The 24,029-nt window shown below is 68.9% G+C and carries 16 protein-coding genes and 2 pseudogenes; 6 read left to right on the top strand and 12 right to left on the bottom strand.

Annotated elements, in window-relative coordinates; translation table 11 throughout:
* Positions 1 to 153 precede the first annotated feature (153 nt).
* The 4 genes and pseudogenes from AB0C28_RS04220 to AB0C28_RS04205 all read left to right on the top strand — a co-directional run bounded on the left by AB0C28_RS04220 (position 154) and on the right by AB0C28_RS04205 (position 5,472).
* Positions 154 to 1,686, top strand: a complete 1,533-nt coding sequence (locus AB0C28_RS04220; RefSeq protein WP_357838723.1) for an N-acetylmuramoyl-L-alanine amidase — start codon at positions 154 to 156, stop codon at positions 1,684 to 1,686.
* A 99-nt stretch (positions 1,687 to 1,785) separates the two neighbouring features.
* Positions 1,786 to 3,291, top strand: a complete 1,506-nt coding sequence (locus AB0C28_RS04215) for a sugar ABC transporter ATP-binding protein (protein ID WP_357838726.1) — start codon at positions 1,786 to 1,788, stop codon at positions 3,289 to 3,291.
* A 113-nt stretch (positions 3,292 to 3,404) separates the two neighbouring features.
* Positions 3,405 to 4,358 (top strand): annotated as a pseudogene (locus AB0C28_RS04210) (ABC transporter permease); the annotation flags it as partial.
* A 286-nt stretch (positions 4,359 to 4,644) separates the two neighbouring features.
* On the top strand, positions 4,645 to 5,472 hold the full coding sequence (locus AB0C28_RS04205; protein WP_357838728.1) for a D-ribose ABC transporter substrate-binding protein: 828 nt from the start codon (positions 4,645 to 4,647) through the stop codon (positions 5,470 to 5,472).
* Between the two features lie 322 nt (positions 5,473 to 5,794).
* Here AB0C28_RS04205 and AB0C28_RS04200 read toward each other — a convergent pair whose 3' ends face one another.
* Positions 5,795 to 6,214: an ATP-binding protein gene (locus AB0C28_RS04200; RefSeq protein ID WP_357838730.1), complete on the bottom strand. Its 420-nt coding sequence runs from the start codon at positions 6,212 to 6,214 to the stop codon at positions 5,795 to 5,797.
* Between the two features lies 1 nt (position 6,215).
* Positions 6,216 to 6,566, bottom strand: a complete 351-nt coding sequence (locus AB0C28_RS04195) for an STAS domain-containing protein (RefSeq protein ID WP_043629845.1) — start codon at positions 6,564 to 6,566, stop codon at positions 6,216 to 6,218.
* A gap of 409 nt (positions 6,567 to 6,975) precedes the next feature.
* Here AB0C28_RS04195 and AB0C28_RS04190 point away from each other — a divergent pair, with 409 nt between their 5' ends.
* Positions 6,976 to 9,282, top strand: a complete 2,307-nt coding sequence (locus AB0C28_RS04190) for a DEAD/DEAH box helicase (protein WP_358073042.1) — start codon at positions 6,976 to 6,978, stop codon at positions 9,280 to 9,282.
* A gap of 186 nt (positions 9,283 to 9,468) precedes the next feature.
* Here the strand turns inward: AB0C28_RS04190 and AB0C28_RS04185 are convergent, their stop codons facing one another.
* From AB0C28_RS04185 to AB0C28_RS04170, 4 genes are all read right to left on the bottom strand, one after another.
* Positions 9,469 to 11,859: a hypothetical protein gene (locus AB0C28_RS04185; protein ID WP_358073041.1), complete on the bottom strand. Its 2,391-nt coding sequence runs from the start codon at positions 11,857 to 11,859 to the stop codon at positions 9,469 to 9,471.
* A gap of 1,287 nt (positions 11,860 to 13,146) precedes the next feature.
* On the bottom strand, positions 13,147 to 13,539 hold the full coding sequence (locus tag AB0C28_RS04180; protein ID WP_357838742.1) for an Rv3654c family TadE-like protein: 393 nt from the start codon (positions 13,537 to 13,539) through the stop codon (positions 13,147 to 13,149).
* Positions 13,540 to 13,579: 40 nt separating this feature from the next.
* Positions 13,580 to 13,963 (bottom strand): TadE family type IV pilus minor pilin, encoded by a 384-nt coding sequence (locus AB0C28_RS04175; RefSeq protein WP_357838745.1) that lies wholly within the window; start codon positions 13,961 to 13,963, stop codon positions 13,580 to 13,582.
* A 23-nt stretch (positions 13,964 to 13,986) separates the two neighbouring features.
* Entirely contained in the window at positions 13,987 to 14,454 is a 468-nt protein-coding gene (locus AB0C28_RS04170) for a DUF4244 domain-containing protein (RefSeq protein ID WP_358073040.1), read from the bottom strand.
* Between the two features lie 717 nt (positions 14,455 to 15,171).
* Here AB0C28_RS04170 and AB0C28_RS04165 point away from each other — a divergent pair.
* Positions 15,172 to 15,948 (top strand): tyrosine-protein phosphatase, encoded by a 777-nt coding sequence (locus AB0C28_RS04165; RefSeq protein ID WP_358073039.1) that lies wholly within the window; start codon positions 15,172 to 15,174, stop codon positions 15,946 to 15,948.
* A gap of 153 nt (positions 15,949 to 16,101) precedes the next feature.
* On the opposite strand, the gene AB0C28_RS04160 is transcribed toward AB0C28_RS04165, so the two are convergent.
* The 6 genes and pseudogenes from AB0C28_RS04160 to AB0C28_RS04135 form a co-directional block, all read right to left on the bottom strand.
* Positions 16,102 to 16,392: a hypothetical protein gene (locus AB0C28_RS04160; protein ID WP_358073038.1), complete on the bottom strand. Its 291-nt coding sequence runs from the start codon at positions 16,390 to 16,392 to the stop codon at positions 16,102 to 16,104.
* A 348-nt stretch (positions 16,393 to 16,740) separates the two neighbouring features.
* Positions 16,741 to 17,319, bottom strand: coding sequence for a type II secretion system F family protein (locus AB0C28_RS04155; RefSeq protein WP_358073037.1), 579 nt, complete (start codon positions 17,317 to 17,319; stop codon positions 16,741 to 16,743).
* Between the two features lie 415 nt (positions 17,320 to 17,734).
* A complete protein-coding gene (locus AB0C28_RS04150) occupies positions 17,735 to 18,451 on the bottom strand; it encodes a type II secretion system F family protein (protein WP_357838795.1) in 717 nt (238 codons plus the stop codon).
* Positions 18,452 to 18,747: 296 nt separating this feature from the next.
* Positions 18,748 to 19,899, bottom strand: a pseudogene (locus AB0C28_RS04145) (TadA family conjugal transfer-associated ATPase); the annotation flags it as partial.
* A complete protein-coding gene (gene ssd / locus AB0C28_RS04140; RefSeq protein ID WP_358073036.1) occupies positions 19,896 to 20,939 on the bottom strand; it encodes a septum site-determining protein Ssd in 1,044 nt (347 codons plus the stop codon). The gene ssd and the pseudogene AB0C28_RS04145, both read right to left, overlap by 4 nt.
* Before the next feature lie 2,074 nt (positions 20,940 to 23,013).
* Positions 23,014 to 23,793, bottom strand: coding sequence for an oxidoreductase (locus AB0C28_RS04135; protein WP_357838801.1), 780 nt, complete (start codon positions 23,791 to 23,793; stop codon positions 23,014 to 23,016).
* Between the last annotated feature and the right edge of the window lie 236 nt (positions 23,794 to 24,029).

Genomic DNA, 24,029 nt, shown 5'->3' with positions numbered 1-24,029 from the left:
GCAATAGTTTTCAGCAGTTTCGCGGGGGCCCAATCTCGGGCGCCGCATGACTGGGCGAAAAGTTTCACCTAACTCCGAGTTAATGTCAATTATCGACATAAGTCAGAAGCTGCCGTAAGTTGCACCCGTCACCTGTGAACGAGGAGCACCCCAATGACTCTCGCCCGCACGCGATTAGCAGCCCTCGCCACCTCGATCCTCGCCGTCATCCTCATCGCCGCAGGCCAGCCCGCCTGGTCGCAGGCGAAGGAGCCCGCACTGCCGGCCGCGTTCGACAAGGCGGCCGCCGCGCACGACGTACCCCGTGACCTGCTCGTCGCCCTCGCCTACGCCGAGACCCACCTCGACGGCCACGCCGGCGAGCCCAGCGCCAGCGGCGGCTACGGCGTGATGCACCTGGTCAGCAACCCCACCAACCACTCGCTCGAACGAGCCGCCGACCTCACCGGACTCCCGGCCGACAAGCTCAAGTCCGACGACGCGGCCAACATCCTCGGCGGCGCGGCCGTGCTGCGCGCCCACGCCGACAAGCTCGGCCTCGACGAGACCGCGAGGAAGGACGCCGGCCGCTGGTACTCCGCCGTGGCCGCGTACGGCAACGCCTCCTCTCCCGAGCTGGCCCGCCTGTACGCCGACGCCGTCTACGAGGGGCTCGGCCTCGGCATCGACCTGCGCGGCGTGCGGGTCAAGCCGCAGGAGGTCACCGCCGACCGCGGCGACCTGGCCAAGGCCCGTGACCTGAACGCCCGCGGCGTGGACGCCCAGGCCGCCGTGGCCAGCCCCGACTACCCGCCGGCCGCCTGGGTCGCGGCCAGTTCCAGCAACTACCGCGTCTCCAACCGGGAGACCAGCTACAACATCGACAAGGTCGTCATCCACGTCACCCAGGGCTCGTACGCCGGCACCATCTCCTGGTTCCAGAACCCGAGCGCCCAGGTCTCCGCGCACTACGTGGTCAAGTCCTCCAACGGCGCCATCACCCAGATGGTGCGCGACAAGGACGTCGCCTGGCACGCCGGCAACTCCTCCTACAACAACCGCTCGATCGGCATCGAGCACGAGGGCTTCGTCAACGACGCCTCGTGGTTCACCGACGCCATGTACCGGGCCTCCGCCGCACTGACCCGCGCCCTGTGCGACAAGTACGGCATCCCCAAGAACCGGACCGGCATCATCGGCCACAACGAGGTCCCCGGCGCGACCCACACCGACCCGGGCTCGCACTGGAACTGGACCACGTACATGAACTACGTGACCGGTGGCGGCGGCACCCCCTCGTGGACCACCACGGTCGACAACACCACCTCCGGCCAGTTCACCGCCAGCGCCAACTGGGGCACCTCCACCTACTCCAGCCAGCGCCACGGCGCCGACTACCGCTTCGCCGACCCGGTCGCCGCCAGCGACCCGGCCTGGTACTCGGCCACGATCCCCAGCGCCGGCACCTACCAGGTCGAGGTCTGGTACCCGGCCGATGCCGGCTACAACAGCTCGGCGCCGTACATCGTGGCGACGTCGAGCGGCAACCAGACCGTCTACGTCGACCAGCGCTCCGGCGGCGGGGCCTGGCGCAGCATCGGCACGTTCTCGCTGAGCGCCGGCACGCAGAACGTGGTCGGCGTGAGCCGGTGGACGTCCGGCACCGGTTACGTCATCGCGGACGCGGTCCGCATCAGCAAGCCCTGACCCCCCTCGGGTGAAAGCGGCCCGCGCCCGACCCCTCCCGGACGCGGGCCGCTCACCTCTCGATGGTTCATCACCCGCCGTAACGGATAATCACACTATGTGAGCGGGGAGGAGATTCTCAAAGCGGAGGGCCTGCGCAAGGTCTTCCCCGGCGTCGTCGCCCTCGACGGCGTGGACCTGAGCCTGCGTACCGGCGAGGTCCACGTTCTGCTGGGCGAGAACGGCGCCGGCAAGAGCACCCTCATCAAGATCCTCTCCGGCGCCTACCGCCCCGACGGCGGCCTGGTCCGCATGGACGGCCGCATCGTGCACCCGCACTCGGCCGGCGACGCCCAGCGGCTCGGCATCGCGACCATCTACCAGGAGTTCAACCTGGTCCCGCAGCTCACGGTCGCGGAGAACCTGGCGCTCGGCCGCCCGCCGCGCAGATTCGGCTTCGTGGACGTCGCCCGCATGGAACGCGACGCCGCCCGGCTGCTCGACCGGGTCGGCGTGGACGTGCACCCGCGCACCCCGGTCGCCCGGCTGGGCATCGCCCGCATGCAGATGCTGGAGATCGCCAAGGCACTCGCGCTGCACGCCCGCATCCTGATCATGGACGAGCCCACCGCCGTGCTCACCACGAGCGAGGTCGCCAAGCTGTTCACCATCGTGCGGCAGTTGCGCGAAGAGGGCGTCGCGATCGTCTTCATCACCCACCACCTGGAGGAGATCGCCGAGATCGGCGACCGGGTGACCGTGCTGCGCGACGGCAGGTCCGTGGCCGAGGTCCCGGCGAACACCCGCCGCGACGAGCTGGTCGGGCTCATGGTCGGCCGGCCCATCGACCAGCAGTACCCGCGCCGCCCGTCCCCTCGGGGCGAGCCGCTGCTGCGGGTGTCGGGGCTGACCCGCGCGGGCGCGTTCGACGACGTGTCGTTCGAGGTGCGCGCGGGCGAGGTGGTGGGCGTGGCGGGGCTCGTCGGAGCCGGCCGCACCGAGGTGGCCCGCGCGGTCTTCGGCGCCGACCGCTACGACGCGGGCGAGGTCGTCGTACGCGGCGAACGGCTGCCGCCCGGCGACGTGCACGCCGCCATGGAGGCCGGGCTCGGCCTGGTGCCCGAGGACCGCAAGGGCCAGGGCCTCGTGCTGGGCGCCGGCATCGGCGAGAACCTCGGCCTGGTCACCATGCGCGACGCCACCCGCGCCGGCTTCGTGGACCGCACCCGGCTGCGCACGGCCGCCGCCCAGGTGGCCGAGCGGCTCGGCATCCGCATGACGGGGCTCGACCAGGAGGTACGCACCCTGTCCGGCGGCAACCAGCAGAAGGTGGTCATCGGCAAGTGGCTGGTGGCCGACGCGCACGTGCTCATCCTCGACGAACCGACCAGGGGCATCGACGTCGGGGCCAAGGTCGAGATCTACCAGCTCGTCAACGCCCTCACCGACTCGGGGCACGCGGTGCTGATGATCTCCAGCGACCTGCCGGAGGTGCTCGGGATGAGTGACCGGATCCTGGTCATGGCACGGGGACGGCTGGTCGGCGAGTTGCGCGCGACCGAGGCCACCCAGGACGACGTGATGGCCCTGGCCGTCACGGAGGTGGAGGGATCCCGTGCCCGCTGACCTGCTCGCGACGAAGGATTTTCATGCCCGCGATGGAGAGGTCCCGAGCCCGTTGACCTGGCCACGACGGAGGATTCCCATGCCCACTGACGTGCAGCCGATGGAGACTCCCCATGTCCGCTGACGTGCTCGCGCGCCGGTCACCGGCCGCCGCCTGGCTGGCCGAGAACGGCGCGCTGGCGGCGCTCGTCGTGCTGGTCGTGGCGCTGTCGCTGCTGTCGTCCGACTTCCTCAGCGTGACGAACCTGCTCAACGTGGGCGTCCAGGCCGCCGTCACCGCGATCCTGGCGTTCGGGTCCACGTTCGTGATCGTCACCGGCGGCATCGACCTGTCCGTCGGCTCGGTGGCGGCACTGTCGGCGATCACGCTGGCCTGGACCGCCACCACCGCCGGGGTGCCGTGGCCGCTGGCCACCGTGATCTCGCTGGCCGTGGGCGTCGTGTGCGGCCTCGTCAACGCGGCACTGATCGCGTACGGGAAACTGCCGCCGTTCATCGCCACGCTGGCCATGCTCGGCATCGCCCGCGGCCTGGCCCTGGTCGTCTCGCAGGGCAGCCCGATCGCGATGCCCGAGGCCGTCTCCCACCTGGGTGACACCATCGGCCTCTACCTGCCGATCCCCGTCATCGTCATGGTGATCATGGGCGTGGTCACGGCCGTGATCCTCAACCGGACCTACCCCGGCCGCGCCATGTACGCCATCGGCGGCAACGCCGAGGCCGCCAGGCTGTCGGGCATCAAGGTGGACCGGCAGCAGCTCATCACGTACGCGCTGTCCGGGGGCTTTGCCGCAGTGGCCGGGATCGTCCTGGCCAGCCGCCTGGCCTCGGCACAACCCCAGGCGGCGGCCGGCTACGAACTCGACGCCATCGCCGCCGTGGTGATCGGCGGAGCGAGCCTGTCCGGCGGGAAGGGCCGGGCGCTGGGCACGTTCGTCGGCGCACTCATCCTGGCCGTCCTGCGCAACGGCCTGAACCTGCTGTCGGTGTCCGCGTTCTGGCAGCAGGTCGTGATCGGCGTCGTCATCGCACTCGCGGTCCTCGTCGACACTCTCCGCCGCAGGACCACCACTTAGGAGCGAAACCATGCGTTTTCCCATACCAAACCCACCCAAGCCCAGCCAGCCGGCCCGCCATCAACCCGCACCTGACCTGGCCGTACCCCGGCAGCAACCCGCGCGCCACAGGCCCGCGCCACCTCAGGGCGCACTACCCGGAACGTCTCCAGGCGCACTCCGCCTGACCATGTTCTCCCTATGCCTGTGCCTTGGACTGGCGGCTTGCGGGACCTCCGGGGGCGGGGACGGCTCCACCGCCTCCCCGGGTGCAGGCGCGGGCGACATCAAGATCGGCATGTCGGTGTCGACGCTGAACAACCCGTACTTCGTCCAGCTCCGCGACGGCGCCCAGGCCCAGGCCAAGAAGCTCGGGGCCACGCTGACCGTCACCGACGCCCAGAACGACGCCTCGCAGCAGGTCAACCAGGTCCAGAACTTCACCAGCCAGAACATGAAGGCGGTCATCATCAACCCGGTCGACTCCGACGCCGCCGCACCGGCGGTCAAGGCGGCCGAACGCGTGCGCATCCCGGTGGTGGCCGCCGACCGAGGCGTCAACGGAGCCGAGGTGGCGCAGACCGTCGCCTCCGACAACGTGGCGGGCGGAAAGCTGGCCGCGCAGGAGCTGGCCAAGCAACTCGGCGAGAAGGGCACCGTGGTCGTCCTCCAGGGCACCCCCGGCACCTCCGCCTCCCGCGACCGAGGCCAGGGCTTCACCGAAGGCATCGCCGCCTACCCCGGGATCAAGATCGTGGCCAAGCAACCGGCCGACTTCGATCGCACCAAGGGCCTGGACGTGATGACCAACCTCATCCAGTCACACCCCGACGTGACGGGCGTCTTCGCGGAGAACGACGAGATGGCCCTGGGCGCGATCAAGGCGCTCGGCGCGAGGGCCGGGCAGCAGGTCAAGGTGATCGGCTTCGACGGCACCCCGGACGGCATAGCCGCGGTCCAGGCCGGCACGATGGCCGCCACCATCGCCCAGCAACCCCGCCTGCTGGGTCAGGAGGCGGTGGACGCGGCCGTCAAGCTCGCCAAGGGCGAGACCGTCGAGAAGACGGTGGCGGTGCCGGTGAAGGTGGCGACCAAGGAGAACGCGTCCGAGTTCCAGACGTCATGAGGGGCTCACGGCCGGCCGCACAGGAACTGCCCGCGTCCTTCGCGGCTGGCCCACCCGTATGCATCCCCTCGCCCCCGTACGAGCGTCTCCGCAAGCCATGCCAGCTCAGCCCCCTCAACGACACCGGCCACGTGAGACGGGGCCGTGGAACACCGACGGGGCCGTGGAACACCAAGGAAACCCCACCAGGCCACCCGAAACCGCCCGAGAAGCCCGAACGGCCGAACGACCTGACACCCGCCTGGCCCGACCGAACCAAACCGACCCAAACCGACCCGGCCGATCGCACACCGCCATCAGACGTCGTGCTCAGACGCCGCCATCAAACGCCGACGGCCGCCGGCCAGCTCATCCGGATGTTCGTCCCCTTGGGGCTGGGGAACACCTCGACGTCATCAGCCAGACCCTCGATGACCGCGATGCCGAAGTTCGACATGAAGGAGTCGGAGAGCATGCCGAGGTCGAGGGGCTGTTCCTGCTTGATGTCATCGCTGGGGGCCGAGTCACTGACCGTGACCTCGAACCGCCCGGAGTCGTCACGTAGCTCGATGCGGATGGGCTCGCCCGGACAGTGCGCTCGATGCGCCTCGACTGCCCGGGAACACGCCTCCCCCACAGCGAGCCTGACTTCGTCCAGCAGGGATTCCTCCACACCGGTGCGCCGGGCGATCGCCGTGGCGACCAGCCGGGCGGTCCGCACATGTGCGGGAAGGGCGCTGAACGTCAGCTCGACGGTAGCCATGCTACTTGTCTTTGCCGTGAGCTTCCTTGGCCTCGTCGACCGAAGCGTAGATCCCGAAGACCTTGGTCAGACCGGTGATCCGGAAGATCTTGAGAATGCGCTCCTGCGTGCAGACCAGCTCCAGGGAGCCGTCGTGCGCGCGAACCCGCTTGAGCCCCCCGACCAGGACCCCGAGGCCCGTGGAGTCGAGGAAGTCGACCTTCTCCATGTTCACAAGAAGGTGGAAGTTGCCCTTGTTGACCAGGTCGATGAGAAGCTCACGCAATCTCGGCGCCGTGTAGACATCGATCTCACCCTCGACCTCCACGATGGTGAGTCGATCTTCGGTGCGGTGATCCAACTTCAGATCCACAGATCCTCCAGCGCCTCGCCTGCGAAAGTACTCTTGCGGGCCTGGCAGTCTGGAGCGTGGCCCCAGACTGTCCGACCCCGACGCGCGGCATTCAACCACGCGCCTGGCTTGTGTCTATACGAAATCACGATTCCCGGCGACTCTGCCCACCGATGCGAGACTGGAAACAGTGACTTCCTCCGGATCCTCCCCACAACAGGCAGGTCCACTCCTCCAGCACCTGCTCGGCGTTCCCGCACGTCACGAGCGTGTCACCCATGTGGAGCATGTTCCAGCACGTCAGGCGGGTCAAGTCCAATGGCCTGATTGGACGCCTGAAGTACTTGTTACGCGCTTGGCGAACCGCGGGGTGACAGGACTCTGGCCTCACCAGTACGAAGCGGCCGACCTGGCATTCCGTGGCCGAAACGTGATCATCTCCACGGGCACGGCGTCGGGGAAATCCCTGGCGTACCTCACTCCGGCGGTCGCCTCGTGCCTCGACGGCGGCACCGTCCTGTACCTGGCGCCGACCAAGGCCCTGGCCGCCGACCAGCTCCGCGGCCTGCGCGAACTGCGCATCACCCAGGTGCGAGCGGCCTGCTTCGACGGCGACACGCCGTTCGAGGAACGCACCTGGGTACGCCAGCACGCCAACTACGTCCTAACAAATCCCGACATGCTCCACCGCAGCATCCTGCCCCGCCACGCGCAGTGGTCGTCGTTCCTCCGCCGGCTGCGCATGGTGGTCGTGGACGAGTGCCACGGCTACCGCGGCGTCTTCGGCTCGCACGTGGCTCAGATCCTGCGCCGCCTGCGCCGCGCCTGCGCCCGCTACAACTCCCGCCCCACGTTCCTGCTCGCCTCCGCGACGGCGAGCGAGCCCGGGGCGTTCGCGATGAGGCTGACGGGGCTTGAGATGGACGAGGTGACGGTGGACGCCTCACCCAAGGGGTCAACCACCATCGCGCTGTGGGAGCCGCCTCTGACGGAGCTACGGGGCGAGGGAGGGGCTCCTGTACGGCGGACGGCCACGGCCGAGGCGGCCGACCTCCTGGCGGACCTCGTCCTCGCCGACGTACGCACGCTCGCCTTCATCCGCTCCCGCCGAGGAGCCGAAACAGTCGCCCTGTCCGCCCGCGCCAAACTAGCCGACGTAGCCTTCTCCATCTCCCCGCCCTTCCCCACCCCAACCCCCACCACCCCCCACACCCCGCCAGCTCCCCTCCCAACCCCCGCAAACGCCCCAGCCGCGCACGCAGCCGACCACCCCACCGACTCCCCTCTCCGGCAAGGACACCAAGCACAGCAGGGGCAGCAAGACCCCATTGCCCCGCAAAGCCCCCTGGCCTGGGCAATCCCCGACGCTCCACACCACGGCTCCAACCTCGACTCCTCCGACCTGGCCGACCTCCCCAACAAGATCGCCGCCTACCGAGCCGGCTACCTCGCCGAAGACCGCCGCCTCCTGGAGAAGGCCCTGCGCGCGGGCACCATCATGGGCCTGGCCACCACGAACGCCCTCGAACTCGGCGTAGACGTCTCAGGTCTCGACGCCGTCCTGATCGCAGGCTGGCCGGGCACCCGGGCCTCCCTCTGGCAGCAGGCGGGCCGAGCGGGCCGCGACGGGCAGGACGCCCTCGCCGTGCTGATCGCCAGGGACGACCCGCTGGACACCTACCTGGTGCACCACCCCCAGGCGCTGTTCGGCCAGCCCGTGGAGGCGATCGTCCTCGATCCGGGCAATCCGTACGTCCTGGGCCCGCATCTCTGCGCCGCCGCCGCCGAGATCCCGCTGACCGAGGACGACCTGCCGATCTTCGGCCCGACCACGTCCGACGTGCTCGAGGACCTGGTAGCGCAGAACCTGCTCAGGAAGCGTCCGGCGGGCTGGTTCTGGACCAGGCGCGAGCGCGCCACCGACCTCGCCGACATCCGCGGCGGCGGGGGCGCCCCCATCCAGGTCGTGGAGTCGTCCACAGGCCGTCTCCTGGGCAGTGTGGACGAGCCTTCGGCGCACACGACGGTCCACACCGGCGCGATCTACCTCCACCAGGGCGAAACGTTCCTGGTGGAGCTCCTGGACCTGGAGGCCGGCGTGGCTCTGGTCTCCAGCGCGAATCCCGACTACACGACGTTCGCCCGCGACATCACCGACATCTCCATCCTCGCCACAGAACGCTCCACCGCTCTCGGCTCCGGCACCCTGCACTTCGGCGAGGTCGAGGTGACCCGCCAAGTGGTCTCCTACCTCAAACGACGCCTCCAGTCGGGCGAGATGCTCGGCGACGAGCCTCTGGACCTGCCGCCGCGCACCCTCCGCACCCGAGCGGTCTGGTGGACACTCCCCGCCTCCGCGGTGACCCCACTCGCCGAAGCCGGCATCGACCTCGGCGGCGCGGCCCACGCGGCCGAACACGCCTCCATCGGCCTGCTCCCGCTCTTCGCCACCTGCGACCGCTGGGACATCGGCGGCGTCTCCACCGAACTGCACGCCGACACCGGCCTGCTCACCGTCTTCGTGTACGACGGCCACGAGGGCGGCGCCGGCTTCGCCGAACGCGGCTACGCCCGCGCCACGGACTGGCTGACGGCCACGCGCGAGGCGATCCTGTCCTGCGAGTGCGAACGGGGCTGCCCGTCCTGCATCCAGTCCCCGAAGTGCGGCAACGGCAACGAACCCCTGCACAAGCGCGGCGCCGTCCGCCTCCTCGACACCCTCCTCACCCCTCGATGAACCACAAACCGCGACGACTCACCCCGACAAGGAATGCCGGGCGAAGCACACCAACACGAACAGATCGCTTTCCGAGTCCCCGACAACCGCCACCTGCCGGATCTCGGGAGACTTCAGAGCGAACGAGGAAGGAAGCCCTGAAGGCCCCTCAAATCTGACCAACACCTCCACACACCGGCAAACCCGCTAACTCTCGCCCCCTATATGCCGACGTCCCACGACACTCCGCGACCCGTCCTTATCGTCACCTTCAACCGCTTCATCATCGGCAGCCCAGAAATCAGCCGCCCCTGGCTGCGGACGCTCCCAGAACCCGCTGTCCTCCATGGACCTGGGCGCGGGCGGCAGGTAGTCGTCCCACCGCTCCTCAAGACGCGCGGGAAGCGCCGCCGCAGCCGGCTCGGACACCTCCGTCGCCGCCGACCGAGGAAGCGCGAGCCGCACCGCCACCCCCTGCGCCTCCTGCCCTCCCCGCACCTCGTCCCGCGCCCATACGTGCTCAACGTCCTTCGTCCGTACGTGCTCCACATCGACGTGCACCGAGAACGCCCCGGCCACATACGGCGACGGAGCCGCAGCCCGCGCCGACGGCCCGGGCAGGTAGAACCCCGAGTCAGCAAGATGCGCCGACCGCCGAGCACCATCCGACGGCGCCCCCGCAACCCGCGCCCGCCCCGCCCCCTCACCGAACGACGACCGCACTGACTCTTCGCCATACGACGACCGCCCCAGCCCCTCGTCGTACGACGACCCCACCGACTCTTCGCCATACGACGGCTGCTCGGCACCCGACGACAGACGCTGCCTCCGAGCGCTGTACGGCGGCTCACCAACAGTCCTCGCCGCCCGCCCAGTCGGCCCGGAAGGCGCCTCACCAGCCGCCTCCCGCTCCCGCCCACGAGCATCGGACGGCAACCGACCAACGGCTCCCTGCTCCTGCCCACGAGCATCAGACGACAGCCGACCAGCCGTCTCCTCCCGATGTCCCCGCGCCTCCAACGACAACCGCCGAACCGTCTCCCCCTGATGCCCTCGAACCTCCGGCGGCACCCGATCAGCCGTCCCCTGCCGATGCCCGCGATCACCGGACGACAGCCGATCCTCCGCCCTCTCCTGCCTACGAGCGTCGGCCGACAAACGACCAGCCGTTTCCCCCTCAGGCATTCGAGCACCGGCCGGCAAACGACCAGTCGTTTCCCCCTCCTGCCGACGAGCCTTGGAGGACGGACGATCGACCGATTCCCCCTCGTGCCCTCCGCCCTCCAAGGGGGACCCATCGGCGTCATCCAGTTGACGCTCATGCATCTCCCACGGCAACTCACCGGCCACCGCCTGCTGCCGTCCCCGAACGTTCTGCGGCGATTCCATGCCCGACGCCGACGACGGAGACTCCTTCACGCCGAGGCCGACGCCCAGGTCCGGGTCCAGGTCCGGTCGCGCGGTTCGGGCCGGCGCCGCCTCGGGAACGCGCGTCCTGGCCACCGCCAGAATGACGGCGGGCCTGCGCCGCACCGACGCCGCCGGTGATGGACCGCCATCCGCCTGAACGCTCTCCGCCCCGGTGACGACCTTGGCGGTCGGCGGCACCACACCGGTCGGCGCGCTCGTCTGGACAGCGCCCGCAGGTGGACGAGTAGAACCGCCTCCTTCGGTGGCGAGCGCGCGCCGCCGCGCCCACGCACCCGCATGGGCGCCGAGCAGAAGCAGAACGATTCCTCCCGCCACGTACAGTCCGTACTGCCCGATGTTCCCGATCGGCGACTCGCTCGACTGGGCCTTCACTCCGTCGCTCTGCACCGGAGCCGATTCATCGCCACCCTTCGCGTCCGCCGGAACCAGCCCACCGTTCTCGCCCTGCTGGTCTGCGTCGGGGATCGGCAGGTTCCCGCTCGGATCGGCATCGGGGATACCAGGGAGCTTCGTCGTCGCCGGCTTACGGGTCGTCGGCTTGGCCGACGGAACGGCTTGCCTCCTGGCGGGCAGAGTGGGCAGCGCTTCGACACCCCTGGAGTCTCGGCTCCTCGTCGTCTGCCGCCCGTCGGTCGTCGTCTTCTTCTTCGTCGGCTGGGCGGACGGTGCGGCGGGGAAGGCGATGTACGCCGCCGCCGAGTCGTCCGAGGCGATCGACCCGCCGTCGCCGTCCCCTCGGAAGGCCTTCACCGTGAAGCCCACCCGCTGCCCCGCCGCCTTGGGCGGCACGGCGAGCACCGCCTTGCACGAGGAGCCGGAGCACGCGCTGTCGGCAGGCAGTCTCCCGACGACGCCGGACTGCGTGTTGGAGACCTCGTAGGACTGGAGGTCGGGCTCGGATCCCTTGCTCCAGGTCACGACGACCTTCTCGGCCCCCTGCTTGCTCGCCTGCACGTTCCCCGGCGCCTCCGCGGGCCGGCGCAGCTTGAACGTGCTGCTCGCGTACCTGGTCCCGGTGATCTCTCCCTTGAGGATCACGGTGAACGAGCCGTTGGGGGCATCGCCGGCCTCGAACGTCCCGGAGATCGTCTGGTTGGCTCCGCCGGAGGCGACCTTCTGACTGGGCGTGGAGGGCCCTTCCACGTACAGCCCTACGGTCAACTGCATCAGCCCCGTACGCGCGGAAACAGTGACGGAAGAGCTGGAAACCACCTGACCGTCAGACGGCGAGGTGATCTGCCCCGCAGAGTCAGCCCGCGAGGTGGAGTCAGCCCGCCGGGTCGAGTCAGTCTGCTGGGTCGAGCCAGCCTGCCAGGTCGAGCTGGCCAGGCCGGAAGGACCGGCTCTCCACGCTGACTGCACCCAACCCGCGGTCGCACCATGCCCCGTATAACCCGTTTGTCCTGTCGCAACGGCCGCATGGGCGGGTCCGCAAAAGGCTAGGAATCCGGCCGCAATCGTCCCCGCGGCCACCATTCTGCCGACTACCGTCACGACGCTTCCCTCCAACGAGAGCCTCGCGCCGCCTGAGCACCCTCGGGGCGTTCACGCGACGACCGGAAGTGCAGTGTGCGCCGGCCGATACGGTCACCGACCGTCCCTCGACCCGCACCTTAGCGACTGCCTTCCTGCTCTCCCAGACTCCCTGTCACATACGGCATGGACCGAGGGTAAGCGGAACCTTACGGGACATAATCAACTCTTGGACACCACGTCCAAGAAGTCGTGACTCGATTGCGACCTAGCCCCGCAAGCCCCAACCGTCACAAAGCACGGGTCGGGTTTCTGGGCATGCAACCCGCCACGACCCGGCCGGCTGTCTGCGCCCGACCCGACCTGACCCGACAGCACACGACCCGACCCAACTGCGCACGGCCCAACCCATCTGCGCACGGCCCAACCCGACCTGCCAGGCGGAGGCGTAGGGCTCGCCAGCGTCGTCGTAGCCGCTCGGCCAGGTGCCCGGGAGGCCGGGCGGTGTACGCCGTGCCGGGTGAGGAGCAGATCAGGTGCGGCCGGCCAGGGCAAGGCTGTGACGGAGGTAATCCACGCCCTCTTCGCAGGTCATGTCATTTACGTGATAGCGGGGCCACGATGCGCTGAGCGAGGGCGGCCAGGACGCCGAGCTTGATCATGCGGCGCGGTGTGGGCCAGCCGATTGCGGCGCAGCGTGGGCCGGACGCTTGCGGCGCAGCGTGGGCCGGACGCTTGCGGCGCAGCGTGGGCCGACCGATTGGCGGTGTGGGCCGGCCCGTTGATCAGCCACTGGGTGGCGCCGCAATCAACATCTCCTCTGCGGATCACCCGGCACGTCCATAACCGCACAGGGCACCTGGCCGCCCAAGCAGTCATGTCCTCGCAGATCCGGCGCCGAGCGCAATCACGCACATCGTGTCGTGGTGCGAGGGTCCGCGGCTTCGTATCGGGCATGTTCTGGCCGATGAGCACTCGCCGTCAGGGGTGCTCAGCTTGTACGTGAACGGTGAGGGTTTGCCCAGGGGTGGGGCCTGCCGGGCCGGCACGGGATCTGCCCGTCAGGGTGCGGGTGCCTAATAACGGGAGCGAGATCGGGAGCGTGGTCCAGACGTCGGCGAAGTCGTCGTTGACCACGCATCGCGTCAGCTCGACGTCGTTCTGGGCGGCCACCGCGGAAGCTCTGTCGCAGGCGCCCTCTGGATCGGTCAACGCCAGCTTGGCGGCTGCCAGGGCGCTGAGGTCGGCAGCGCCGTTGACGTGATGGCGGGCGACGCGTACGGAACCCACGGTCGCGAACGCCGTGGCGATCGCCATCAGCAGGCCCATGAGCGCCACGCCCCAGAGGGTGGCCGAGCCTCGTTCGTGCTGCATGCTGGGACAGCTCCTGTCTGTCGAGGATGGACGTTGAGGTCTACCGGTCGGGAGCATCGCCCTTGTCGGGCCAGGGTTCGGTCCTCGCAGTGGCCGTGGCCGAGACGTTGACCGCCGGGAGGGACTGCGCCCAGGAGGGGTGTACATCCACGGTGATCTGCACTTTCGTGAACTCTGTGTCGCGGGTGATGACCACTTGCGCCTTCGGGCTCGTGACTGCTCGGGCGTAGTCGTGGACCTGGTCCAGCGGCTCGCCCCTGGCTGCGGCTCGGGCGGCGGCGCGGGCCGCGTCCACGCATTCGAGTTGGACGCTGACCGTCTGAATGGCCCAGAGAGCGGCCGCCAGGACGACCATGAGCGCGGGCAGCATCGCGGCGGTCTCGGCCGTGACCGAACCGCGCGATGCCGTCCGCTTGGCGCTCATGGAGGTCCCCGTGTGGCGGGGTGTCATTCCTTGGTGGTGTTGAGTGCTCGATTGATGAGGGCTGTCAGCATTTCCTGCACTTCGGGGCTACTCACGACTTTGAAGAGGAGAGCGGCGAAAGCGCAGGCTGCGATGGTTCCGACCGCGTACTCGGCTGTGGACATGCCGCGCTCTCGGTTGACGGTCGCGTAGTGGACCCACTTGCTGAAACGCGGCCATGTGATTCGGGCGGGCCGGGGCCGGCTGGGCACGGGGCTGTGGGTTGAGGCTGACGTGGGCACAGGGACTGACGCTGACGCTTGGATGGGAGCTTGCGTGGACGCTCGATTCGACGCGCGAGCGAACGCCCGAGTCGGCGCTGCCGCTGTCGCTTGAGCTGACGGTGAGCTGGCGGCTTGTACTGGCGTTGAAGTCGACGCTTGAGCGGATTCCTGAGTCGAGGCTGCGGCTGTCACTTGGGCTGACGCCGAGGTGGCGCTTCGGAGGGACATTGGAGCCGACGCCCGAGTCGGCACTGTAGCTGTCACTTGACGCGTCACCGCGGTGGCGCCTTGGGCTGACGTTGGAGCCGACGCTTGAGCGGACGCCCGAGTCGATGCCTTGGCTGACGCATCAGTTGAGGCTTGGGCTGACGCTGGGGTGAAGGCTTGAGCCGAGGCTCGAGTTGAGGCCGGGGCTTGCTGTCGGGCTGAAGCGGACCTGCGTGTTTGGGATGGCCTGTGCGTTTGGGCTGAGGGTCGCGCTTGCGCTGAGGTTTGGACGGGGGCGGCTTGTGGATCTATGTGGGGTTTGTGGGCCTTGGTGATGAGGCTGGGTGTTTGGGAGCGTGTCGCTGTGGGCTTCGAGTTGGGGCGCGAGGACGGGGTGGCTGTCGGGCTGCGGATGAAGTGGCCGCGTGGATGAGCGGGCTTGGTCAGGTAGGCGTGGGCTGGCGTGGCTTCGATGTTGTCTGGCGTGGTGGCGGGACTCTGCATCTTGCCTCCAGGTGTTGAGGGCCGGTGGATTGCCCGGCGGGAGTCCAAGGGTCGCTGAAGCGGGGGTGGCGCTGAGCAGCCGAACGGCGTTCTGGGGATAAGTGCGGCGTTGAGTGCTCGCTTGTGGATAACGGGGCGGGGTGCGGCTGGCGGCTGGCGTCACCGTGTCTGGCGGACGGTCCTAATTGATTGGCGCAAGACAACAAAGGTCTGCGGAGGCGCGTCTGAGCATGCATGAAGGAATCCACGCATATGCCCGAAGTGGGTGCGGTTTCTGCAGGTGAGGGCTCTGTGAACGTTGTACGGCATCTCGATTGGGAGGGATGCTTCAACGTGCGGGATCTCGGCGGCATACCGGTGGCCGGAGGCGGCGCGATTCGTGGTGGGGCCGTAGTTCGTTCGGACAATCCGGAAAGGCTGACTTCAGAGGGGTGGTCGGCGCTCGTCGGACACGGCGTTCGGACGGTGGTCGATCTGCGCAACGACGACGAACGGCGGGAGGATCAGTGGGATCGGCCGACCGGCCTGACCACTGTGCGCGTACCGCTGGATGATGCCGCGGATGCTGCGTTCTGGAACTACCTGTGGGACAACCAGCTCGATGGTTCGCCGCTCTACTACCGGGTCTTCATCGAGCGGAAGGCGCGGCAGTGCGCGGCTGCTGTCGCGGCCGTTGCTCGTGCGCGGCCGGGAGGAGTGCTCGTTCATTGTGGGCTTGGGCGTGATCGCACCGGGCTCGTCGTGATGTTGTTGCTGGCTCTGGCCGGGGTGGCGCCTGCTGACATCGCGTCGGATTACGAGCTAAGCACTGAGCGGCTGCCGCCGCTGTTCGAGGTGCTCGGTATTGATGACCAGACCGAGGAGGTTCGCGACATCCTCGCGAGTAAGAACACGACCGCCCGGGCTGCTCTACTGGGCGCGCTGGATGGGTTGGATGTTGAAGCTCATCTGCGTGCGCACGGGCTGGAGGACGGGGATCTCACCGCACTTCGGGGTCGGCTCGTGCAGTAGGTGGACAAGGTGCCGGTGGACGAGGTAGCCGAACACCTCGCGCGTCCGTCGGGTTCCGCCCTTCGGGGGTTCTTCGTCAGTGGGTGTAGCTCGTCAGCTCGTTCTCAGGGGCTGTCTGACCTGGCTTGTTGAGGTCTATCAGCGGAACGACGGCTACCTCCGTCGCGGGTCTGGATGGTCACATGGTTGATCATCCTGCGGTGCAGGCTGATCGGGTGGGCGCAGGCGTCTCAGCGCGCCGTCGATGAGTTCCCACCCGTCGATTTCGATTGTTTCGGCAGGTGCGAAGTCGTGGCCGCGTTCCAGGGCTTCGTCCAGCAAGGCACGGGCGACCCCTGGGCGGTGCAGGTTGAGGTAGGCGCGGTCGCTGGTTCGTAGCACTCCGCCGTCGTGGAACATGCCGTCGTTGACCAGACGGCCGGGCCCTTTACGGAAGACGATCACCAACCGGCCCCGGGCCCCCGCCTGCCGGAGACTCAGAACCTCCCGGCAGTCGTCGTTCCGTGGGAGATCTGCTTCGTCCTGGTAGCGCTCGTGACGGTGACCTGCTCTCCAGTGGTAGGTGAGCGATCCGACGACAAGGCGGCGGGGAGGACGGCTTCGACCCATGTCGGATCAACGTAGTCGGCGCTTGGCTATGGCCTCAAAGGATTTGTGTGTGGCTCGCGCTCTGGGTGCGCGCAGTTCAGAGTCTGTCACCGGTGAGGAAGAGCCGCGCCCTTCGTCATTCGCGGGTTCGGGGTTTCGCGGGTCGGGCTCGGGGGTCGCAGGTTCGGGGGTCGGGTGGGGGCGTTATGGGAGGGTGATGGTGGAGGCCAAGCCGGCTATGACCGGGATGATGCCGAGCAGGACGAATGCGGGGAGGAAGCACAGGCCCAAGGGGGCTACTGCCTTGACGCCTACGCTTCTTGCTGCGGCGACGGACGTGGCTCGCGCTGCCTCCCTGGCGTCGTCTGCCAGGCGGGTCAGGACGTCCGCTACGGGGGCGCCGCTCTGAGCTGCTCGGCTCATGGCTCGGGACAGCTGGCCCATGGCGGGATCTGCGGCCAGGGCGGCCCAGGTTGGTTCGGGGTCCGCTCCAAGACGTAGTTGGCTGCTCACCCAGGTCAGGCGTTCGCCCAGAGGGCCGCCTATCGCGGTGGCGGTGATTTCGGTGGCGGTGCTCACAGGGCGGCCCGCTCGTAGGCAGGCGGTCATCAGGTCTGCGGCGAAGGGCAGGTCTGTGGTGATGCGGCGGCGGTCGTGGTGGCTCTGCTGGGGTTCCTTTCTGTGGAGGACGAGTGCCGTTGCCGGGGTGATGACGATGGCGGTTGCCAGGCCGGTGTAGCCGCCGATCAGGAGTCCGGAGATCAGGCCCGTGCAGGTGGCCATGAGCAGGGTTTTGCGGCTCGGGCGGCGGCGTGGGTCTTGGGTGGTGAGCCACGGAGGGGGCTGGTTGCCATCTGGGGAGTGGTGGTTGGACTGGCTTATGGGACTTTGGGGATGTTGGGGATGGGGTGTGGTGGGGGTGCGTGGTGCATCGGTCTGTGGGTGTAGGCGGGCTAGGCGTTCTGTGGGGGTCTTTGAGGAGAACCACAGCCAGGCGGCCATTCCGGCGCATAGAGCGGACAGCAGCTGGATCATCGTGAACTCGGCGCCTTCGTTGTCGGGCGGTGGTGGAGGTTCGTGTTCGTGTTCATGCAGGGGTGAGGTGGAAATGCACCGGTCAGCCAACACGGGGTGGGCGGACGCGGAGCCAACACAGGGTGGGTGGACGCGGTTCGAGTCGAGGGCGGCTGAGGTGAGGTCAGGCTTGGGCTTGGGTGGCCATGCGGTTGGTCCACCACAGGCCGCAGGCGTCGAGGGCGATGCCCGCGATCAGGCACATGAAGCCCGGGATGCTGCCGAACAGGAAGTCCAGGGGGTGCATGTTCAGGGCTCCTGCCATGAGCAGGCCGAGGGCTGGGAGTAGGGCCAGCATTCTGGCTGTGGTGCGTGGGCCTGCCAGTTGTGCGGCGACGTCCTGGCGGTGGGCTTGGGCCACCCGTAACGTGTGCGCCACCCGGTCGACCAAGGAGGCCATGCTGGCGCCGACCGTGGTGCCGACTTCCCAGCAGGCGGCCAGTTGACGTAGGCCCTCGCCTCCCTGAGGTGGGGCCGACGAGGTCAAGGCTGCTGGTACGTCGCCTCCGTCCCTGGCTGCGGCGATGATCGGGCGGAGGAGGTCGGGGTCGGGGAACTCCACCGCTGTGACGGCTCTGGTGAGGGCTTCGCCTGGAGTACGGCCGGCGGAGAGCTCCGCCGACAGGGACTGGCACAGCTCGATCGAGACTCGTCGCCAGGCTTCGGCTCGGCGGGCGGGGCTGGGACGAGTGAGGAGCTTGGACAGGGATGCGTTGTGCGGCCGGTTGGAGTCATGTGAGGGCCTCAGGAGTCTGCTCAGGCGGGTGGTGGCCACGGTGGGGCCTGTCCACAGCCAGATGGCGCAGGCTGTGGACAGTGCGGCTAGAAATGCGCTGGTCATGGGGTTCGCTTCGCGAGGGGAATTGGGTGGGTGTTGGGTCGAAGGTCGCCGCCGGACGCTACGTCGGGTGTGACGCTAAGCCGGGTGCTGAGTTCGGGCGCCGTCGGAGTTCCAGGTCGAGTGCTGGGCTGAGGTTCGTGGTTGAAGAGCTGGGTGGAGGTGGGGCGGGTCGAGGAGTTGGGCCGGGGTGAGCGGGGTGAGGAGCTGGGCGAGGGCGAACGAGGTGGGAGGTTGGGTGGGGGTGGGGCGTGGGTTTGGGTTTTTAGGTATTCGTAGGCGGGGCCGGGGTGGGGGTGGCCTGTGGGGGTGAAGGTCAAGGCTGGAATCGACTCGACGAGGCCCGAGGGTGTTCTGGACAGGAGGCAGATCTCCGCGATGCGTCGGCGGCCGTCTGAGCGGTTGCGGGTGAGGTGGATGACTGCGTCCAGGGCTGCTGCGAGCTGGCTGTGTACGGCTTCTCTGGTCAGGCCGGCCGCGCATCCCAGGGCTTCCAGGCGTGGGGGTACGTCGGCGGCCGTGTTGGCGTGGAGGGTGCCGCAGCCGCCCTCGTGTCCGGTGTTGAGGGCGGCCAGCAGGTCTACTACTTCGGCGCCTCTCACCTCCCCGACCACCAGGCGGTCGGGGCGCATGCGGAGTGCTTGGCGTACGAGATCACGCAGCTCCACCCCGCCCGCGCCCTCCAGGTTGGCTGGGCGGGTTTCCAGGCGGACGACGTGCGGGTGGAGGGGGCGGAGTTCGGCTGAGTCCTCCACCAGGAGGAGGCGCTCGCCTGGGTCGGCGAGGGAGAGCAGGGCGGACAGCAAAGTAGTTTTTCCTGTGCCGGTGCCGCCGGTCACCAGGAAGGCCAGCCGGGCGGTGACCATGGCCGTGAGCACCGGGATCGCGGCTGGGGCGATCGTTCCTGCGGCGACCAGGTCTGTCAGGGTGAAGGTGCGGCGTGGGGGCAGGCGCAGGGAGACGCAGGTGCCGCCGGAGGCTACGGGTGGGAGTACGGCGTGCAGGCGTACGCCTCCTGGAAGGCGCGCGTCCACGTAAGGGGAGGCGTCGTCCAGGCGTCTGCCCGCGGCGGTCGCGAGGCGTTGTGCCAGTCTGCGGACGGCTCCGTCGTCGGCGAAGGTGACGGAGGTGCGGCGCAGGCCGGTGCCGTCGTCGATCCACACCTCCCGGGGGCCGTTGACCAGGACGTCCGTTACGTCGGGCCGGGCCAGGAGGGGCTCCAGCGGGCCTGCGCCGATCAGGTCGGCGCAGAGGGCTCGGGCGACGGCGAGGATCTCCGCGTCGCCGTACACCGACTTCTCGGCTCGCAGAGCCACGGCCACCTGGGCGGCGCTGGGCTCCACGCCGGTACGGGCCAGGCGGATGCGGACGGCTTCGACCAGGTCAGGTGAGACGACGCCGTCGGAGGGTGGGGAAGCCTGTCTGGTGCGGAGGGTATCGGGCGTCGTCATGGCGTCGGTAGCAGGTCGCGCAGGAGGGAGGTGCACAGGGCGCCGAGTACGGTGCGGGGGCCCAGTCTGGGGAGTTCGCCCCGGTTGAGGGTGGCGGTGAGCCTGGGCTGGTCGGGGAGGGTGCCGGCGGACGGGATGCCCAGAGAGATCATGACCGTCTCGTCGTCGACGACGCCCGGGCGCAGGATCGCGCGTACGTCGGCGGTGTGCTTGCGTACCTCGGACAGGATCTGGACCGTCGACAGGACGCCGCGCACGTCGGCCGTGGCCACCGTCAGCGTGGTCTTCGCCCTCGTCAGGGCTTCGATGGCGGCCGGGTCGAGGTGTCTGGGCAGGTCTACCACGACGAGGTCGAAGCCCCGTCTGCCCGCTTCGAGGACCGAACGCATGGCTTGGGCCGGGATCGCCGGCACCTCGCCTCTGTGAGAGGACAGCACGGCCAGGTCTCCGAACGCGGGGAGCGCCGCCTGCAGTGCACTGGAATTGATCCGGCCCTCTCTGGCCACCAGGTCTCCCCAGCGGGCGCCCGGCGCCTCCTCGCGACCCAGCAGGGCGTCTATGCCTCCGCCCAGGCGGTCGGCGTCCACGAGGAGGGTACGGAGGTGGTCGGCTGACGCTCTCAGGGCCAGGCAGGCCGCGAGCACGCTGGCGCCGGCTCCGCCCCGGCCGCCGATCACGCAGATCACGGAGCCTGAGCGGGGGTCGGGTTCCATGGCGTCCGCGAACAGGTCGACCAGGCGGCGTTCGTCGGCCGGGAGGGTGACGACGGACTGGGCGCCTACCGTCACGCATTTTCGCCAGCTGTCCTGGTCTTCCGGGTCTCGGGTGACGAGGAGGACCTGGTCTCGGGCCGGGGGTGAGGTCGTGGCCACCGCGTCCGCCTGGTCGGCGCCGATGGCGACGAGTGGGGCCAGGTTCCAGAAGGGGCGGGCGTGGGCGGGGACCTGGGCCACGTCGAGCTGGGCGCCGGCTGCGGCGGCTATGCGGACGAGGTCGTCGAGCAGGGCATGGTCTTCGGTGATGACCAACGGGCGGTTCATGGTCGGCCTCCCAGCCGGAAAGGGGGTAAGTCGTCGATCGGCGCACCGGTGCATCGATCCACCAGTGCATCGGTGGGTGCATCGGTAAGTGGGTGGTGGCGGGGCGAGGTTGGGAGGGCAACTCTGGTGGAAGGGCGGGAGGTGGAGGGGCTCCGAACGCGGTTCTGGGGATTACGGGTGGGTGGGTGGTGGGGGGCTGTGGATAACGGGTGGCAGGGGTGAGGGTGACGGCACGTGGGTGAAGGCGGCCGGCGTGGGTGAGGACAGCCCGCGTGGGTGAAGGTGATCGTGCGTGGGTGAAGGTGATCATGCGTGGAAACCGGCTCAGGACGACGTGCGAGTTAGCGCGGGCGGGCGCGAAGGCAGGAGGCGAGTCCAGGCTGACGGGCCGGAGCAGCCGGTGCGGGTAACAGGCGCAGCGCGGATCGGCGTGGGTTGCGGGTCACGGCGGGTCGATGCGGTTGCAGGCCAGGCGGGTCAGCGCGGGTAACAGGCCGGTGCGGATCGATGGGGGTAGCAAGGGAGGGCAGGTCGGTGGGGACTGCAGGCGCAGTGCGGGGCTATCCCGATTGCAAGCAAGGGCAGGTCGGCGCGGATTGCGGGCCGGTGCGGAACTGTGCAGGTAGGAGGTCAGACGGGTCGGCGCGGTAGCGGACCAAGGTGGGTTGGATCGGGCGATACGAGAGGTGAGCCGATGGTGTCCGGACCGGCGGTGGGGCATGTGCCCGGACTGGCGGTGGGGCATCCGCCTGGACCGACGGTGCGGCATCTGTCCGAAGTGTGTCCGTGGCAGTGCGGCATCTGTTTGAGCTGGCGGTATGGCTCCGTCCGGACTGGCGGTACTGCACCCAGTCTGAGCTGACGATGCGGCACCCGTCGGGCGCGACGGCGCGACATCCGTCCAGGCTGACAATGCGGCACCCGTCCGGAGCGACGGTGCGGCATCTGTCTGGGCTAGCGCGGTGCTCACCAAGGCATGGCGGGTGTGGCGTGCCCAGTCGATTCTGAGGGAGGTGTGGGAGGCCACGGGTGCGACCGTGCTGGAGGTGGATGCTCCTTGTGGGAGACGGTGAAGGCAGCATCGGGAGGAGGCCGGGATACCGCGCCCGGATGATCGCGCGGGCAGGCGCGCCGGAGGGCCGCGGCCGGGTCTACATGTACGACCGCAGGGATCAGGCGTAGGGGCAGGTCGCGGAGAGCAGGTCGCAAGCCGCAGGGAGTAGGCCGCAGTGACCAGGTAGGAGAAAGCGGGCCGAAGAAAGCAGACCGCAGACCCGTGGGCAGCAGGCCGTGCGAAGCGAATCTCAGGGAGAAGCAGACCTCAGGGAGCAGACCGCAGACCGCGGCAAGCAAGCCGTGGAGGGCAAGGCCGAGGCGGGGAGACGGTGGGAAAAAGGGGCGACCCCCGCCGGGGGGGAGAGCGGGGGTCGCCTGATCGGTCCGGCTCCGGGGGGGTAGAGCCGGTCCCGTTTCAGAAGAAAGCTTTCATCACTTCACCGGAGCCTGGCAAGGGACTCGCAAAGGTATCCCCCGCACGCTCGCTCCAGTTTCTGGCGATACCCCCGTATGCTGCCCGATCCACTCAAGTTTCGTCGAGGAGCAATCTCGTATTTTCGCCAAGTTTTTTCGTAACGCCATAACGATCACATAAAGACGATCACGGAGAGTGATCGTCACGGCTTGATAACCGACCCCCGCGAGTGCCTTCAAGCCCCGCCCAGGAGGCGAGAGGCCATAGGCGGGTAAAGGTCTTGACTCGAGGGGTTCCCATCAGGGCGAATCCGACGTAGAAAGGTGTCACCGGACTACATGTCCGGGTGCATCAGCCGGGCACCCACGCGCGACCAGCCGCGGGAGGCGCGTCGTGACGGGCTTGACCCGCTCCGACGGATTGAGGTGCACGCTTGGTAACCCGGTGTGATGCACTGCAGACGGCGTCTCATGACTGAGACGCCGTCAGCTGTGTCAGATTTCTTCCTTTAGACCCGGTTTCAGGCCCAAGCGCCCAAGCGTCCAAACTCCCGAGCGCGCCCAAGCGGCCAATCCCAAGCGGCCGGCGAGCAGCGCTTCCCGGTCAGCCTCTCTGCATGGCCTCACAGATCGCAGTCGTCTCGCGCACTCCCAGGGTTACCGCAGAGGCACAGTGTTGTACCCAGGCCGCCACACCCTCCGGCGTCCCGCTCAGGTACGCCCGCAGCGCCTCCCCGTACGGCAGCTCCAGGTGCCCCACCTCCACCGCCACCAGCGACTTCGGATCGAGCCCGTACTCCACCAGCGTCAGCCGCCCGGCCGAGCGGGCCACGATCCCGTCCGCCGTGCCGAACGGCCGCAGCACCGCCAGCTCGGCGTGCACCACGGCGGCCAGCACCACGGCGGGCGCCTTCGTGGGCTGTTCGAGCAGCCCGAGCAGGCCCTCCATGCGGGCGGCGGCGTCCGCGGCGGAGGGCGCGGGGCCCAGGGAGAGGGGGTCGGGGGCCTCGTCGAGCGAACGGGGGCGGCCGAGCGAGTCCTGGGGCGCGAGGCCGGCCGCGGCCACCGCGTGCAGCCTGGCCAGCACCTGTCTGGGCGCGGAACGCCAGGTCGAGCCCAGGCGTCCCATCTCCGCCGAGGCCCGCAGCGCCCCCTGGACGAGCGGGTCGTGCGCCTCGTCGCGGCGCAACGCGTCGAGCGGCACGTCCACGCCCTCGATGGCCGCCGAGGCGCGGGCCCCGCGCAGGGACGACTCCGTGGAGACGGCGGGGCTGGCGCGGCGCAGTACGCGGTGGCGGTAGAGCCGGTCCACCGCCTGGCGGGCCTCGTCCACCGCTTCCCGCACGCCGGGGAACTGGGCGATCACGGCCAAGGGGTCACTCACGAGACCTGACCTTACCCATGGGTAAGAGCGAGCAGCCGCCACGGGTGGTGGCTGTCAGTGGCGGAGCCGACGCTCGGGAAGCGGGTGCCCGGCGCCCGGGAAACCGGGAAATTGAGCCCCCGCACGCCTGAGGATTGCTATCGATCATCCGCCCATAACGCGCCCCACTACATAGCTCCATTTCGAGATGACAACGTTTCAATAGCGTTTGTCATTCACCTGGATAAGATCGCGCT

The organism is Nonomuraea sp. NPDC048892, assembly GCF_040649735.1.
Taxonomy (GTDB): domain Bacteria; phylum Actinomycetota; class Actinomycetes; order Streptosporangiales; family Streptosporangiaceae; genus Nonomuraea; species Nonomuraea maheshkhaliensis.
The sequence above is the reverse complement of the archived record's forward strand: the minus strand, read 5'-3'. Positions and strand labels throughout refer to the sequence as shown.

Excerpts from the sequence above, each read along its gene's own strand:
- AB0C28_RS04220 (WP_357838723.1), top strand. The coding sequence starts at position 154 with ATGACTCTCGCCCGCACGCGATTAGCAGCCCTCGCCACCTCGATCCTC.
- AB0C28_RS04205 (WP_357838728.1), top strand. The coding sequence starts at position 4,645 with ATGTCGGTGTCGACGCTGAACAACCCGTACTTCGTCCAGCTCCGCGAC.
- AB0C28_RS04200 (WP_357838730.1), bottom strand. The coding sequence starts at position 6,214 with ATGGCTACCGTCGAGCTGACGTTCAGCGCCCTTCCCGCACATGTGCGG.
- AB0C28_RS04185 (WP_358073041.1), bottom strand. The coding sequence starts at position 11,859 with ATGCAGTTGACCGTAGGGCTGTACGTGGAAGGGCCCTCCACGCCCAGT.
- AB0C28_RS04180 (WP_357838742.1), bottom strand. The coding sequence starts at position 13,539 with ATGCAGCACGAACGAGGCTCGGCCACCCTCTGGGGCGTGGCGCTCATG.
- AB0C28_RS04175 (WP_357838745.1), bottom strand. The coding sequence starts at position 13,963 with ATGAGCGCCAAGCGGACGGCATCGCGCGGTTCGGTCACGGCCGAGACC.
- AB0C28_RS04170 (WP_358073040.1), bottom strand. The coding sequence starts at position 14,454 with ATGTCCCTCCGAAGCGCCACCTCGGCGTCAGCCCAAGTGACAGCCGCA.
- AB0C28_RS04165 (WP_358073039.1), top strand. The coding sequence starts at position 15,172 with ATGAAGGAATCCACGCATATGCCCGAAGTGGGTGCGGTTTCTGCAGGT.
- AB0C28_RS04155 (WP_358073037.1), bottom strand. The coding sequence starts at position 17,319 with ATGGCCACCTGCACGGGCCTGATCTCCGGACTCCTGATCGGCGGCTAC.
- AB0C28_RS04150 (WP_357838795.1), bottom strand. The coding sequence starts at position 18,451 with ATGACCAGCGCATTTCTAGCCGCACTGTCCACAGCCTGCGCCATCTGG.
- ssd (WP_358073036.1), bottom strand. The coding sequence starts at position 20,939 with ATGAACCGCCCGTTGGTCATCACCGAAGACCATGCCCTGCTCGACGAC.